This window comes from Erythrobacter sp. CCH5-A1 (assembly GCF_001557115.1).
Lineage (GTDB): Bacteria > Pseudomonadota > Alphaproteobacteria > Sphingomonadales > Sphingomonadaceae > Erythrobacter.
In genome coordinates, this window is the sequence record NZ_LSKQ01000267.1 from 137,332 (window position 1) to 151,711 (window position 14,380).

The 14,380-nt window shown below is 66.2% G+C and carries 13 protein-coding genes; 4 read left to right on the forward strand and 9 right to left on the reverse strand.

The features are described 5' to 3' along the window. Positions 1 to 78: 78 nt before the first annotated feature. The 4 genes from AX708_RS16825 (at position 79) to hflX (ending at position 5,801) form a co-directional block, all read left to right on the forward strand. The gene (locus AX708_RS16825) at positions 79 to 2,310 is read left to right on the forward strand and encodes an ATP-binding protein (RefSeq protein WP_066533237.1); all 2,232 of its coding nucleotides are present in this window, start codon (positions 79 to 81) and stop codon (positions 2,308 to 2,310) included. Between the two features lie 46 nt (positions 2,311 to 2,356). After that, entirely contained in the window at positions 2,357 to 3,739 is a 1,383-nt protein-coding gene (locus tag AX708_RS16830; RefSeq protein ID WP_066533239.1) for a sigma-54 dependent transcriptional regulator, read from the forward strand. A 161-nt stretch (positions 3,740 to 3,900) separates the two neighbouring features. After that, positions 3,901 to 4,485 (forward strand): RNA chaperone Hfq, encoded by a 585-nt coding sequence (gene hfq / locus AX708_RS16835; RefSeq protein ID WP_066533240.1) that lies wholly within the window; start codon positions 3,901 to 3,903, stop codon positions 4,483 to 4,485. A 26-nt stretch (positions 4,486 to 4,511) separates the two neighbouring features. After that, complete coding sequence (gene hflX, locus AX708_RS16840; protein WP_066533241.1) at positions 4,512 to 5,801, forward strand: GTPase HflX; 1,290 nt, start codon at positions 4,512 to 4,514, stop codon at positions 5,799 to 5,801. On the opposite strand, the gene mazG is transcribed toward hflX, so the two are convergent. The 9 genes from mazG to AX708_RS16885 form a co-directional block, all read right to left on the reverse strand. Then, a complete protein-coding gene (gene mazG / locus AX708_RS16845; RefSeq protein ID WP_066533244.1) occupies positions 5,790 to 6,581 on the reverse strand; it encodes a nucleoside triphosphate pyrophosphohydrolase in 792 nt (263 codons plus the stop codon). The genes hflX and mazG overlap by 12 nt on opposite strands. Before the next feature lie 176 nt (positions 6,582 to 6,757). Continuing rightward, positions 6,758 to 8,152 carry an ISNCY family transposase gene (locus tag AX708_RS16850; protein ID WP_066527565.1) on the reverse strand — a complete coding sequence of 465 codons (1,395 nt, stop codon included), beginning with the start codon at positions 8,150 to 8,152 and terminating at the stop codon, positions 6,758 to 6,760. Positions 8,153 to 8,299: 147 nt separating this feature from the next. Next, complete coding sequence (locus AX708_RS16855; RefSeq protein ID WP_066527567.1) at positions 8,300 to 8,497, reverse strand: hypothetical protein; 198 nt, start codon at positions 8,495 to 8,497, stop codon at positions 8,300 to 8,302. After that, complete coding sequence (locus AX708_RS16860; protein WP_066527569.1) at positions 8,494 to 9,276, reverse strand: MBL fold metallo-hydrolase; 783 nt, start codon at positions 9,274 to 9,276, stop codon at positions 8,494 to 8,496. Before AX708_RS16860 ends, AX708_RS16855 begins: the two co-directional genes overlap by 4 nt. After that, entirely contained in the window at positions 9,273 to 10,049 is a 777-nt protein-coding gene (locus AX708_RS16865; RefSeq protein ID WP_066527571.1) for a TatD family hydrolase, read from the reverse strand. The genes AX708_RS16860 and AX708_RS16865 overlap by 4 nt, the downstream gene beginning before the upstream one ends. Beyond that, positions 10,049 to 11,605: a methionine--tRNA ligase gene (gene metG, locus AX708_RS16870; protein ID WP_066527572.1), complete on the reverse strand. Its 1,557-nt coding sequence runs from the start codon at positions 11,603 to 11,605 to the stop codon at positions 10,049 to 10,051. Before metG ends, AX708_RS16865 begins: the two co-directional genes overlap by 1 nt. Beyond that, complete coding sequence (locus AX708_RS16875; RefSeq protein WP_067490486.1) at positions 11,598 to 12,554, reverse strand: DNA polymerase III subunit delta'; 957 nt, start codon at positions 12,552 to 12,554, stop codon at positions 11,598 to 11,600. Before AX708_RS16875 ends, metG begins: the two co-directional genes overlap by 8 nt. After that, positions 12,551 to 13,180, reverse strand: a complete 630-nt coding sequence (tmk, locus tag AX708_RS16880) for a dTMP kinase (RefSeq protein WP_066528469.1) — start codon at positions 13,178 to 13,180, stop codon at positions 12,551 to 12,553. Before tmk ends, AX708_RS16875 begins: the two co-directional genes overlap by 4 nt. Then, positions 13,177 to 14,364 (reverse strand): D-alanyl-D-alanine carboxypeptidase family protein, encoded by a 1,188-nt coding sequence (locus tag AX708_RS16885; protein WP_066528480.1) that lies wholly within the window; start codon positions 14,362 to 14,364, stop codon positions 13,177 to 13,179. Before AX708_RS16885 ends, tmk begins: the two co-directional genes overlap by 4 nt. Positions 14,365 to 14,380 lie beyond the last annotated feature (16 nt).

The following is a 14,380-nucleotide window of genomic DNA, read 5'->3' on the forward strand; positions in this document are numbered from 1 at the left end:
ACGAAACGTCGCACAACTGCAACTTTTCGCGCGTCCCGGCTTGCAAATCGGCCACACCATTGTTGTAAAGCGGCAACGATGGCGGCTTCCCCACTCAGATCAACGCGCCCCGCGCTGCGCCAGCCTCCCCGCTGGTGGCGACGCGCGATGCTGGCCGCGCGCCGGGCCAATATCTTCGCCTGGCTCGAGGGCGCTGCCATCATCGCGCTGGGGGCGGCAATCGTGGCCACCTGGTCGACTTACGGGCGCTCGGGCGCCGCGGACGATCTGCTGCCGACCATGCAGTCCTCGGTGCTGCTGATGGCGACGCTGGTGCCGGCGATGGCGCTGCTGGTGCTGATCGGCCGTCGTCTCGCGCTGCGCCGCGCGGCGGGCTCGACCGCGAGGCTGCATGTGCGGCTTGTGTTCTTCTTCTCGATGGTCGCCGCGCTGCCGACGCTGCTGGTGGCGGGCTTTGCCGCCTTCCTGTTCCAGACCGGGGTCGACTTCTGGTTCTCCGACGAATCGCGCGGTTTGATGCAAAACGCCAATGCGCTCGCCCAGAGTTACTATGATTCCAACCAGCGCAACGTCGAACAGAACTCGATCATCATGGCCACCGACATGCGCAGCATCCTTGCGCGCGTGCCGATCACCGACCCCGATTTCCCCGATTTCTACGCCTATCAGGCACAGGGGCGCGAAATTTCCGAGAGCGCGGTGCTCCAGCGCATGGCTGACGGATCCTTCCGCACCGCAGCCGCGCTGAACCTCACCAAGGACAACAGCCCGCTCGAATTCAGCCGTCAGGCGCTTCCGCGACTGGATCGCGGCGAGCTGGCGGTGGTGGTCGGCAGCCCCGAGCGGATCGAGGCGCTGGTGCCGATCGACGCGCAGACCGGGGTCTATCTCTACAACGCGCGGACCACCGAGGAGACGATGTTCAAGTCGTGGTCGCAGGCGCAGTCGATCGTCGCCGCCTATGACCGGCTTACGGGGAGCGCGCGCGCGCTCCAGCTGCGCTTCAACATTGCGCTGGTCGCGGTGAGCCTGCTGTTGGTGGGCCTCGCGATCTGGTTCGCTCTGCGCTTTGCCGACCGGCAGGTCGAGCCCCTGACCGACCTCGTCGGCGCGGCGCGCAAGGTGGGGCAGGGCAACTTCGCCTTGAGGCTGGAAGGGCGCACCGGGGCGGACGAGATCGGGCTCCTCAACCGCGCCTTCAACCGCATGACCGCGCAGCTCGAAAAGCAGACCCAGGCGCTCGTCAGTGCCAACCGCCAGATCGACGACCGCCGCGCCTTCACCGAAGCCGTGCTAGAATCCGTCACCGCCGGGGTGGTCTCGGTCGACGCCGAAGCGCGGGTCACGCTGATGAACTCCTCGGCGCAGGCACTGCTCGCGCATGACGGCCTGCCCGCCGACCTTATCGGCCAATCGCTCGAAACCCTCGCCCCCGAACTCGCCCGCATTCTCGCCGACGGCAAGGAGCGCGCGATCGTCACCCATGCCAAGGGGACCGATCTGCTCACCCTCGCGGTCAAGGTCGCGCCGGGCACGGGGGAGGGGCACGTGATCACCTTCGAAGACATCACCCGCCAGCTGCTCGACCAGCGCCAGGCCGCATGGTCCGACGTCGCCCGGCGCATCGCCCACGAGATCAAGAACCCGCTCACTCCGATCCAGCTGGCCACCGAGCGCCTCAAGCGCCGCTACCGCAAGCAGGTGACCGACGAGGACCGCGAGCTGTTCGACGATCTCACCAATACCATCGTCCGGCAGGTCGGCGACCTCAGGACCATGGTCGACGAATTCTCCTCCTTCGCGCGGCTGCCCAAACCGGTGTTCCGCGACGAAGATGCGCTCGATCTGGTGCGGCAGGCGGTGTTTCTGCAGGAAGTGGCGCATTCGGGCATCGCCTTCAGCGTCGCCTCCTCCGAGCTGATCGACCGCGAGATCCGCTGCGACCGGCATCAGTTCGGCCAGGCGATGACCAATGTGCTCAAGAACGCGGTCGAGGCGGTCGAAGCGCGTGCGGCCGAGGCCAAGGGCGCCTTTGCCGGCGAGATCGCCGTCACCATGCGCGACGCGGGAGAGGCGATCACCGTCACCATCGAGGATAACGGCATCGGCCTTCCCGCCAATCCCGAAAGACTTACCCAGCCCTATGTCACCACCCGCGAGAAGGGCACCGGCCTCGGGCTCGCCATCGTCAACAAGATCGTCGACGAGCACGGCGGTGACATGAGCTTCGCCAGCGCGCCCGGCGGTGGCACCCGCGTCAGCCTCAGCTTCGCGCGCAATCCTGCTCCCATCGAGGATGGGTTGGCATGATTGCGTTTTCATTCCCCCCGAAACCAACCCGTAAAGGAGCCGCCTGATGGCGCTCGAAATCCTGATCGTCGACGATGAACGCGATATCCGCGACCTGGTGGCCGGCGTGCTCGGCGACGAGGGCTACGCCTGTCGCACCGCCGCCGACAGCACCGAGGCGCTCGCCGCGATCGACGAGCGCCGTCCCTCGCTTGTGCTGCTTGACGTGTGGCTGCACGGCAGCGCGATGGACGGGCTCGAACTGCTTGATGCGATCAAGGCGCGCGAGCCGAACCTGCCGGTCATCATCTTCTCGGGCCACGGCAATATCGACACCGCGGTCGCCGCGGTCGGGCGCGGGGCGATGGACTTCATCGAGAAGCCCTTCGAAGCCGAGCGCCTACTGCTCCTCGTCGAACGCGCGACCGAGACCGAGCGCCTGCGCCGCGAGAACAGCCGCCTGCGCGAAGGGAGCTGGGGCAGCGCCGAATTCACTGGAAACTCGCCCGCCATCAATGCCGTGCGCGCGACGGTGAAGCGGGTTGCTAGCACCGGCAGCCGGGTGCTCATTTCAGGGCCGGCCGGCGCGGGCAAGGAAGTCGCCGCGCGTCTGCTGCACGCCTGGAGCACGCGGGCAAACGGGGCCTTCGTCCTCGTCAACTCGGCGCGCATCACCCCCGAACGCTTCGAACAGGAGCTGTTCGGCGAGGAGGTCAATGGCAAGCAGGTGCGCCCGGGCCTGCTCGAGATGGCCGATGGCGGCACGCTCTATCTCGACGAGATCGCCGACATGCCATTGTCCACCCAGGCGCGCATTCTGCGGGTGCTGACTGACCAGAGCTTCGTGCGCGTCGGCGGCACCCGCCAGATCGGCGTCGACGTGCGGGTCGTGTCCTCGACCACCCGCGACCTCACCGTCGAAATGGCTGAGAAGCGGTTCCGCGAAGACCTGTTCTACCGACTCAACGTGGTGCCGGTGACGATCCCCTCGCTTGCCCAGCGGCGCGAGGATATCCCTGCGCTCGCGGAGCATTTCTTCACCCGCTATTCGAACGATCAGGGCCTTTCCCCGCCCGAGATTTCCACCGAGGCGATGGCGGCGCTCCAGGCCTATGACTGGCCCGGCAACGTCCGCCAGTTGCGCAATGTGGTCGAGCGCACGATCATCATGACCCCGCGCGAGAGGCTCGGCATGGTCGAACCCGACATGCTCCCGCCCGAGATCATTGGCGGCCAGATCGGCCTTGCCAGCGACAGCCTGACCGCGATCATGGGCGTGCCGCTGCGCGAGGCACGGGTCAGTTTCGAGCGCGAATATCTCTCGATCCAGATCCGCCGTTTCTCGGGCAATATCTCCAAGACCGCGAGCTTCATCGGCATGGAACGCTCGGCGCTGCACCGCAAACTGAAGCTGCTCGGCATGGCCGACCGGCGCGAGGAGGACGACTAGCCAAGCGCATCGCATAGCAATTCGTGGCAAAAACAAGCCTTGTCGCGCCGCCGTGCAAGCGCCATTAAGGGTTTATCGCGCCGCTGTGCCCAGCCCCTTTCGGCGCCGCGAACCCTGCGGACCGACAAATAGGCCGGCCGCCAAGAACAGGAGCCACGACCATGTCCAGCGGGCGAACGCTCTCCCCCCGTCCGGTTTCCCGCCCCGCGGCCCCCGCCGAAAGCGAAAGCAAGAGCGGCGGCGCCCCGGTCCGCCTCGGCGGCAACCTGCAGGACGCCTTCCTCAACCTGCTGCGCAAGCACAAGATCCCCGTCACCATGTTCCTGGTGAAGGGCGTGAAGCTGCAGGGCATCGTCACCTGGTTTGACAATTTCTCGATCCTGCTGCGCCGCGATGGCCAGTCGCAGCTGGTCTACAAGCATGCGATCAGCACGATCATGCCCGGCACCTCGCTCGATCCGGCGCAGTTCGGCAGCCAGGCCGGCGGCAAGAAGCAGAAGATGCTCCAGGACATCTTCCTCAGCCGCGTCGCCGAGGCCGAGGTGCAGGTTACCATGTTCCTCGTCAACGGCGTGATGCTGCAAGGCCGGATCGCCGCCTATGACCTGTTCTGCATGCTGCTCGAGCGCGACGGCGCAGTGCAGCTGGCCTACAAGCACGCCGTCTCGACCATCCAGCCCGCATCGCCCGTCGACCTCAGTGTCGATGACGACGATGACGGCGAAGACGACGGGATAGACGACTGAGCTTCGACAGCGAGTTTCAGGACGAGGTGACCCGCGGTGCGCGGGCCCTTGTCCTGTGTCCTGACATCCGCGCGATCCGCTACGATCTCGACCCGGCCGAGCGCCTGGCCGAGGCTGAGGGGCTGGCGCTCGCGATCGGCGTGGTGATCGCCCATTCCGCCGTGCTGCCGGTGCGCCAGATGCAGCCCAACACGCTGTTCGGCTCGGGGCAGGTCGAGAATATCGGCATCTGGTGCGCGCAGCACGAGGCCGAGCTGGTGATCGTCGACGGCGCGCTGACTCCGATCCAGCAGCGCAACCTCGAGGACCGGTTGAAGCGCAAGGTGATCGACCGGACGGGTCTGATCCTCGAGATCTTCGGCGAGCGCGCGGCAACGGCGGAAGGGCGCTTGCAGGTCGAGCTGGCGCATCTCGATTACCAGCAGAGCCGGTTGGTGAGGAGCTGGACCCACCTTGAGCGCCAGCGCGGCGGCTTCGGCTTCCTCGGCGGGCCGGGCGAAACCCAGATCGAGGCCGACCGCCGGATGATCCGCCAACGCATGGGCCGGCTTCGGCGCGACCTCGAACAGGTCAAGAAGACCCGCGCCTTGCACCGCGACCGGCGGGGGAGGGCGCCGTGGCCGGTGGTGGCGCTCGTGGGCTACACCAACGCGGGCAAGTCGACCCTGTTCAACCGCCTGACCGGTGCCGAGGTGATGGCCGAAGATTTGCTCTTCGCGACGCTCGATCCGACGATGCGTGCCATTGGCCTGCCGGGGGTCGAAAAGGCGATCCTCTCGGACACCGTGGGCTTCATCTCCGACCTTCCGACGCAGCTCGTCGCCGCCTTCCGTGCGACGCTGGAGGAGGTCACCGCGGCCGATGTCATCTGCCACGTGCGCGACATGGCCAATCCCTCGCACGCAGCCCAGAAGAAGCAGGTGCTGGACGTGCTCGCCGATCTCGGCGTGGTCGATGCAGAGACCGGGTCGAGCTCCATTCCGATCCTCGAAGTGTGGAACAAGTGTGACCTGTTGGATGCTGATTCGCTTGGAGAACTGCGCGAAGCGGCGGAAGGGCAGGGGGCGGTAATCCTCTCGGCGGCGACGGGGAAGGGGGTGGACCTGCTCGAGGCCGAACTCGCCCGGCTGCTGACCGGCGGGGCGCGAGAGGTGAGTTTCCTTCTGCCGGTGAGCGATGGCCGCCGCATCGCCTGGCTCCACGCGCATGGTGACGTGATCGCCGAGGATGACGGGGGCGAGAGCGAAGAGGGGCCGATGCGGCGCTTGACAGTGCGCTTGAATCCGAAGGAACTGGGCCAGTTTTCAAGCCTTTGAGGCGGCTTTCTCGGCCTTTTTGACAGCCTGCCACCAGGCTTCCTGGTCGTCGAGGGAGAGCGCGGCGAAGTCCTGTCCCGCTTCTGCCGCCAGCCGCTCCATTGCGCGGAAACGGCGTTCGAACTTGGCGTTGGCGGCGCGCAAGGCTTCCTCGGCATCGACTCCGTAACGGCGCACGATATTGACCGCGACGAACAGCACGTCGCCGGCCTCCATCAGCCGATCAGGCTCATCGGCTTCTTCGAGTTCCTGCAATTCTTCCAGCAGCTTGTCGCGCGGACCTTTCACGTCGTGCCACTCGAATCCGACCCGAGCAGCCCGCTTTTGCAGCTTCTCGGAGCGCAGCAGCGCCGGGAGAGCGCGGGCGACGCCGTCCATCGCGCTTGTCGCCCCGGCCGTGGCGCGTTCGCCGGCCTTGAGATCCTCCCAGCGGGCATTGTCCATAGTCCCGGTTTCGTCGCCGAAGATGTGCGGGTGCCGGGCTTCCATCTTGTCGGAGATGGCGGCGGCGACATCGTCGAAGCTGAACAGGCCGGCTTCCTCGGCCATGCGGGCGTGGAACACGACCTGGAGCAGCAGGTCGCCCAGTTCCGACTTGAGCTCGGCCATGTCGCCGCGCTCGATCGCGTCGGCGACTTCGTAGGCTTCCTCGATCGTATAGGGCGCGATGGTGGCGAAGTTCTGCGCAAGATCCCATCCGCAGCCGCGCTCGGGATCGCGCAGGCGGGCCATGATGGCGAGCAAGCGATCGATAGGGGGCTGATGGGGGGTGTCGCTCATCCCGATCCTTGTCTCTGCAATTTAGACAAGACACTATTTCCGCTAGATAGAGATGTCACTGCCTGATGCAGCGGGGGCTGCGCGGAACCCCTCCATTTCGTGCAGCGTAGCCCCCGCTGGTGCGCTGCCCTGGCGATCAAAAAACCCCGGACCCGCTGCGAAGGCAGCGGGCCCCCTCACATGCTCTCCAACTGGCGGCGCACCGCGTCGATCGGTGTGAGCCGGGGAAGGGGAGGCCGACCGCGCTTGCGCTTGATCGGTTCTCCTGCGGGCGGTTGCGGATCAGAGAACATGTGCGCGCCTTGCGATCGGCGGCTCGGCTCATTGAGGTTGCGTCTCCTCGGCGGCAACTGCTCCTGGATCAGCTTCGCCATCGCCAAGGCCGCATCGAGGTGCTTGTTCTCGACGATCGCCGCCTGGTTTACCTGCCGGATCTTGTCGAACACCCGATAGGGCAGAACGTCAACGCCGTACCGGATCTCCAGCCCGCCGTCAGGATACTCGCATACATCAACCCGCTTGCCCACCAGAGGCCGACTGACCTCGGTCGGATCGAGGATGATAAGCATCTTGTTGTAATGCAGCGTCAGGGCACGGGTCACAGTACGCTGCTCACGCCAGACCATCGCCGCCTTGAGATCCTCATGCAGGGCGAGGGGGCGATGCACATCGCGCGAGTCAAACGGAGCCTTGGCAAAGCGCTGATTATAGCGCGCCATATAGCCCGGCAGGAACGCATTGGCCTCGGCAATGGTGGAGATACCCTCGAGCCTCATCGCCTTGACCAGGCGATCCTGCAACGTGCCGTTGGCGCGTTCAACCCGTCCCTTGGCCTGCGGCGAGTGGGCGCAGATGATGTCGATGTTGAGCTTCTCCAGCGCCCGCCCAAAATGGGTCATGCCATCGCCATTGGCCGAAGCCGTGTTGTTGCGGAACACGCCGTGCTTGTCGGAATAAAGCGCCACCGGCTTGCCATGCGCCTCGATATAGGCGGCCATCGCATCCATGTACGCAAAGGTGCTCTCGCTCTCGACCATCCTCAGGTGCATCAGCTCGCTGGTCGCATCATCGATAAACACCAAGAGCGTGCTCTGCGGCCCGCGATCCTCGAACCACCAGTGCTTTGAACCATCAACCTGGATCAGCTCGCCGCGGCAGTCCCGCCGATAACGCGGCTGATAGGGTCGCGGCCGGCGCGCATCACGATCCTTCCAAAGGCCAGCCTGAATCATCAGCTGGCGAAGCGTCTCGCAGGAGACCGTTATCTCATGGCGTTCAATGAGATACTCGCGCGCCAAGGTGGGACCAAAGTCGTGGTAGTGCTCGCGTACGATCGCGATGATCTGTTCTCGAAAGGCGTCGCTATGGCGCCGGTTGCTTGGCCTGCCGCGCTTGCGAGACATCAAACCCGCAGCGCCATCGCTCCGCAGCCGGTCAAGCAGTCGGAAGACCTGACGACGCTTCAGCCCGAGCAACGCAGCCGCATCCTCAACCCGAAGTTCGCCGCGCTCGACCCGCATCAACGTATCAAAGCGTGAAAGCTCGCCATCGCTCATTGCCAGCACCGTCATAGAAGCGTTCTCCCATCCGCCGAGAGAACCATGCCACCGTTGCTCCGCTGGTAGACGCCCGAGGGTGTCATCTCTATCTAGCAGAGGGGTGTCATTTCTATTTAGCGCCTACAATCCTCAAGATGGATAATATATATTATGTAAAATCTACATCAACGAAGATGCGGAACCCTGCACATAGAGGAACCACTCCACGATCACGTAGATGCCGCCGAAGATCACCACCCAGCCGAGCGCCATCTTGACCAGCTGGCTCCATTGCAGCCGGTGCGAAGCAAGCGCGCTCATTGCCAGGATCAGCCAGCCGATGCTGGCCACCAGCGGCAGCACAAGTTCGCTGTTCATGCGATGATCTCCAGCCCGTCATAGCCCACAGTAACGAAGTCCGGGACTTCGGCGCACAGCGCAGCGTAATCCATGCTCTTGTCGAGATGGCTCAGCACCACGCGGCCAGCCTTGCAGCGTGTGCCCAGCTCGATCGCCATGCCGAGATGTGCATGGGTCGGATGCGGCTCGCGGCGCAGACAATCGCTCACGAGGATGTCGACCTTGTAGAAAAGGTCGACCATCTCGTCGGAAATTTCACTGAAATCCGTGGCATAACCAATGCTCTTGCCATCTGCTTCAAAGCGATACGCGGTGGTCTCGCCGGGCCCGTGTGCCATTTGGCACCAGTCCACGCCGAAACCGGCGATCATCCGCAGCCGGTCCAATGTGTCGATCGTGCAGATCGTCGGGTAACCGTCCTGACCGGCGAAGACATAGCCGAAGCGGTTGCGCAGCCGCCGCACGGTTTCGGCCGAAGCAAACCCCGGGATCGGCCCGCCGCGGCCGTAGCGCAGCACCCTCAGGTCATCGATGCCGTGACAGTGATCGGCATGGTCATGCGTCCAGAATACGGCGTCGATATGCCCGATGCGGTTGGCAAGCAGCTGCGCCCGGCAATCGCTCGAGGTGTCGACCAGCAGTCTTTTGCCTTCTTCGCTTTCGACGAGGATCGAAACCCGCGTGCGGCGGTTCCTCGGTTCTTCGGGATCGCAATCGCCCCAGTCGCCCGTGCCGTCCGGCCCGCCCAGCCGCGGCACCCCGGTCGAGGTGCCCGAGCCGAGCATCACCAGTTTCATGCGCGCGCCTTGCTGAAAAGGTTGAAGAAATTGGCGGTGGTAACCTGCTTGAGGTGTTCTACATCCGTTCCCCGCAGGCCCGCGACGAAGGCAGCAGTGTCCGCCACATAGGCCGGCTCGCACACCCTCCCCCGATGCGGAACCGGGGCGAGGAAGGGGCTGTCGGTTTCGACCAGGAGCTTGTCTTCAGGGATAATCTTGGCAACTTCCTGCAAGTCCTTGGCATTCTTGAAAGTCACGATGCCCGAGAGCGAGATCGTTAGCCCCAGCGCCAGCACCTTCTCTGCAAAATCGGCGGAGGCGGTGAAGCAGTGGATCAGCGCAGGGAAGGCCCCCTGCCCCATCTCCTCGGCGAGGATCGCGTGGGTGTCGTCCTCGGCGTCGCGGGTGTGGATGATGAGCGGCAGCTGCGTCTCGCGTGCGACGTCGATGTGCATGCGGAACAAGCGCTTCTGCGCCTCTCTGTCCGACTTGTCGTAATAGTAGTCGAGCCCGGTTTCGCCGATTGCGATGACCTTGGGGTGGCGAGTGGCATCCAGCAGTGCGGCGCGACCGAGGTCCTGATGCGCGTCGGCCTCGTGCGGGTGGATGCCGACGCTGGCGAAGACATCGGGTTCGCGCGCGGCGGTGCCGACGACCTGATCCCACTCGCTCTGACGGGTCGAGATATTGAGGAAGGCCCCCACGCCGGCCGCCCGTGCGCGCGCCAGCACCCCCTCACGATCCTCGACGAGGCCCTTGTACTCGAGGTGGCAGTGGCTATCGACCAGCATCACGCGGCCTCGTCGGCGGGCAGTTCGAGGCGGGGAAACAGCGGGGTCGGCGAAGTGACGGTGAAGCCGCTTGCGACGAGGCGGTTGAACCAATCGGTGTCAGCGAGTGCCGCATAGCTGCGCTCGCCCTCGGGGATGCCGAGCTGATCGAGCAGCGCCGCAGCCTTGCTCGGCACCACGGGCTGGATCGCGATGGCGAGATCGCGCAGCGCCACGAACAGGGATTGCAGCACGGCCTTCATCCGCGCAGGATCGGTCTTCTTGAGGCCCCAGGGCGCCTGTTCGTCGACATACTGGTTGCAGGCATAGACGGCGCGCATCCAGGCCTCGATCCCGGTGGAGAAGCTCAACGCATTGAATTCGCGTGGGAGCTCGGTTTCGCAAGCGATCTTCACCGTGGTCAGCAAGGTCACGTCCGGATCAGCCTGCTCAAAGGCTTCAAGCTTCCCATCCATGTTCTTCACGATCATCGACAGCGTCCGCTGCGCCAGATTGCCGAAGCTGTTCGCCAGTTCAGCATTCGCCCGCAGAACAATCGCCTCGGGCGAATAGCTGCCATCTTGTCCGAAGGCGACTTCACGCATCAGGAAGTAGCGCAAGGCGTCCACCCCGAAGCGGTCGGCCAGTTCCAGCGGGTCGGTGACATTGCCGAGCGACTTCGATTCCTTCTGCCCGCGATTGAGCAGGAACCCGTGGCCGAACACCTTCTGCGGCACCGGCAGCTTGGCGCTCATCAGGAAGGCCGGCCAGTAGATCGTGTGGAAGCGCACGATGTCCTTGCCGATCAGGTGCAGGCTGGCGGGCCACAGGTCGCCCATGTCGTCTGGATAGCCGAGGCCGGTCAGATAATTGGTGAGCGCATCGACCCACACATACATGACGTGCCCGTCGCTGCCCGGCACCTTCACCCCCCAGTCGAAGGAGGTGCGGCTGACCGAAAGATCGCGCAGCCCCTGCTCTACAAATGCGATCATCTCGTTGCGGCGGCTTGCCGGCTCGAGGAAGCCCGGGCTCTTCAGCAATTCAAGCAGTTGGTCCTGATACTTCGAGAGGCGGAAGAACCAGCTCTCTTCGACCGTCCACTCGACCGGCGTGCCCTGCGGGGAAAGCTTATCGCCCCCCTCGCCCTCGACCAGTTCGCTCTCGTCGTAATAGGCCTCGTCGCGGACCGAGTACCAGCCTTCGTAGCGATCGAGGTAGAGATCGCCATTGGCCTCCATCGCCTGCCAGATCGCCTGGCTGGCGCGGTGGTGATCGGGCTCCGAGGTGCGGATGAAACGGTCATAGGACACGTTGAGAGCGTCGCACATGGCACGGAAATAGCCCGACATTTCGTCTGCAAGGTCGGACGGAGTGCGGCTCTGCTCCTCGGCCTTGCGAGCCATCTTGAGCCCGTGCTCGTCCGTTCCGGTCTGGAACCTGACGCGGCGGCCGGAAAGGCGCTGGAAGCGCGCGATCACGTCGGCCGCGATCGCCTCGTAGGCGTGGCCGATATGCGGCTTCCCGTTGGGGTAGCTGATCGCGGTGGTGATGTAGAAGGGGGTCGTCTCAGCCATGGGCCGGTTCGCTAGCGGGGGCGGCGGCGACAAGCAAGCTGCCGATCTCGAAGGGGAGCAGGGAGGGATCGAAATTGGCCGTGGGCGCTTCGGCGGCGAGCTGGACGAGGGCCGCGTGGGTCTCGATCAGCCGCGCGCGGCGGGCCGGGTCCTCGGCGACACGCGCGGCGCGGGCGGCAAGGGACTGGGCAAGGTCGAACACCGCTTGCACTCGCTCGCGCGATGCGCGCGGGCCGATCAGCCGGGCCAGCTCGCCGCGCCCGGTCATCCCGTTGTCGCCGCTTGCGAGCAGCGTCGAGATGGCGCGGGCGATGGGTGCGAGGTCTTCCTCGGCAAAGCGCACCGCCGCGCCGAAGGAGCCCTCCGCTGCCGCGATCGCCTGCGGGTCCGAGGGAAGGCCGGCCGCGTGCAGCATCGCGCCCAGCTGGCTGTCGGTCAGCACCGGGAAGCGCAAAGTCCGGCAGCGCGAACGGATCGTCGGCAGCAGTCGCGCAGGGCGGTGGGTGACGAGCAGGAAGAAGGTCCCCGCGGGCGGTTCCTCAAGGCTCTTGAGCAGCGCGTTGGCGGCGTTGCGCTCCAGATCGTCGGCCGGGTCGATGATGATCGCGCGGCGGCTGCCCAAAGTGGGTCGGGTCGTCAGGCGGCGCTGCATCGCGCGGATCTGCTTGATGCGGATCGAGCGGGCGAGTTCAAAGGGCTTGCCCTCGGCCTGCGCTTTCTCGCCCTTGTCGTCCTTGGGGCCGTAGGTGAGGGTGATGATGTCGGGGTGCTCGCCTGCGGGCTGCGGCACGCCGGGTTCGGCCACCAACTCGCGCGCGGCGGCCATGGCGAAGTCGCGCTTGCCCAGCCCCGCCTTGCCCGCCAGCAGCCAGCCGTGATGCATCCGCTCGCCCGCCAGCGCATCGCGCCAGGCGCGCCAGGCTTCGGCGTGGTTGGGCCAGTCGGTCACGGGAGCAGGTCTCCCAATGCGGCGAGGATGCGGGCGTGGACCTCTTGCGGATCGCCGATGGCGTCGATCCTTGCGAAGCCCTGCGGGTCGGCTTCGGCGAGCCTGCGGAAGGCGGCGGCGACGGCGCGGTGGTATTCCGCCGGTCGGCCCTCGATGGCGTCGGCCGCCTCCCCCCGCGCGGCGAGCCTTCCGGCCAATGCTGCCTCGTCGCCTTCGAGCAGGATCACCCGGTCGGGCCGCAAGCCGTCGCTGCCGAAGGCGTGGAGCGCGGTGATGGCATCGTCCCCGAGCCCCCCCGCCCCGCCCTGATAGGCGCGGCTTGAATCGACGAAGCGGTCGCAGATCACCCATTCGCCGCGCGCGAGCGCCGGGCGGATCAGGTGGGCGACATGATCGGCACGCGCGGCGGCGAAGAGCAGGGCCTCGGCCTGCGGCGGCCAGCCCTCTCCGGGAGGCGCAAGCAGCAGCGCGCGGATCGCCTCGGCGCCCGGCGTGCCGCCCGGCTCGCGGGTGACGACCACGCCGAGCCCGCGCGCGCGCAGGGCCTCGGCCAGCAGCCGCGCCTGGGTGGACTTGCCCGCCCCCTCCCCGCCCTCGAAGGCGATGAAGCGGCCCGGCCCGCTCATGAGAACAGGCCCATGGCCGCGTTGACGATCCGGTCGAGCGGCCCGGCGGTGCCCACGCTTTCCGCCGCGTAGAGCGGGATGCGCGCCGGCGCGACGCCCTCGGCGGTGACTTCGAGCACGGCGACTTCCTGCCCGGCCGCGATCGGTGCCTTCAGCGGCCCCTCGTAGCGGATCGTTGCGGCAAGCGGGCTGTCGCTGCCCTTGGGCAGATTGATCGCGACCGGCCCGGCGGCCTTCAATGCCAGCGAGCGCGCGTCGCCATCCTGCACCCGCGCCTCGCCCACCACTGCCCCCGGCCCGAACAGCTGGCGGCGCTCGAAGGCGGAGAAGCCCCACTCGACATAGGCCCGCGCCACCCGCGCGCGCAGCCGCCCGTTGGGCACGCCCGCCAGCACCAGCACCAGCCGCTGGCCGTTACGCCGCGCGGTGCCGAGGTAGGAGAAGCCCGCTTCGTTGGTGAAGCCGGTCTTGATCCCGTCCGCCCCGGGCACCCGTCCGATCATCGGATCGTGGTTGACTTGCGCGATGCCTTTGTAATCAAACCCGGCGCGGCCGATGTAGTAGCCGAACTTGTCGGGATGCCGCGTGATCATTGCCCGGGCGAGCAGGGCGAGGTCGCTCGCGGTGGTGAAGGTGCGGCCCTCGTCGGGCCAGCCGTTGGGGCTGGCGAAGTGGCTCCCGGTCATCCCGATCCCGAGCGCGGTCTGGTTCATCATCGCGGTCCATGCCGCGACTGATCCGGCCTGACCTTCGGCGAGCACCGCCGCCCCGTCATTGGCCGAGACATTGGCGATGCCGAGCAGCAGGTCATCGACCTGCACCCGCTCGCCGCTATCCAGGAACATCGTCGATCCCACCCGCCGCCAGTCGCGTGCGATGGCGGGGCTCATGGTGAAGACCTGTGCGGGGTCCAGCCTTCGTTGCGCGATAAGCTCGAAGGCGAGGTAGAGCGTCATCACCTTGGTGACGGACGCCGGCATGAAGCGCGCATCGGGACGGCGCGCGTGGAGCACCTGTCCGCTCCCCAGATCGACCAGCAGCGCGACCGGCGCCTCGGCACTGGTGGGGACTGCGGGGAGTACCGGAGGGAGCATCGCGCCTGCATCGGGCATCACCGCGCGGGCGGGCACGCTCACGGCAAAGGCAAGCAGCGACAGGGCAAGCGGCAGCATTCGGAAGAGCATCACGCCCCGGCCTATA

Bases quoted from the DNA above. Each gene is read 5' to 3' on its own strand.
- AX708_RS16825 (WP_066533237.1), top strand. From the start codon at position 79: ATGGCGGCTTCCCCACTCAGATCAACGCGCCCCGCGCTGCGCCAGCCT.
- AX708_RS16830 (WP_066533239.1), top strand. From the start codon at position 2,357: ATGGCGCTCGAAATCCTGATCGTCGACGATGAACGCGATATCCGCGAC.
- hfq (WP_066533240.1), top strand. From the start codon at position 3,901: ATGTCCAGCGGGCGAACGCTCTCCCCCCGTCCGGTTTCCCGCCCCGCG.
- mazG (WP_066533244.1), bottom strand. From the start codon at position 6,581: ATGAGCGACACCCCCCATCAGCCCCCTATCGATCGCTTGCTCGCCATC.
- AX708_RS16850 (WP_066527565.1), bottom strand. From the start codon at position 8,152: ATGACGGTGCTGGCAATGAGCGATGGCGAGCTTTCACGCTTTGATACG.
- AX708_RS16855 (WP_066527567.1), bottom strand. From the start codon at position 8,497: ATGAACAGCGAACTTGTGCTGCCGCTGGTGGCCAGCATCGGCTGGCTG.
- AX708_RS16860 (WP_066527569.1), bottom strand. From the start codon at position 9,276: ATGAAACTGGTGATGCTCGGCTCGGGCACCTCGACCGGGGTGCCGCGG.
- AX708_RS16865 (WP_066527571.1), bottom strand. From the start codon at position 10,049: ATGCTGGTCGATAGCCACTGCCACCTCGAGTACAAGGGCCTCGTCGAG.
- metG (WP_066527572.1), bottom strand. From the start codon at position 11,605: ATGGCTGAGACGACCCCCTTCTACATCACCACCGCGATCAGCTACCCC.
- tmk (WP_066528469.1), bottom strand. From the start codon at position 13,180: ATGAGCGGGCCGGGCCGCTTCATCGCCTTCGAGGGCGGGGAGGGGGCG.
- AX708_RS16885 (WP_066528480.1), bottom strand. From the start codon at position 14,364: ATGCTCTTCCGAATGCTGCCGCTTGCCCTGTCGCTGCTTGCCTTTGCC.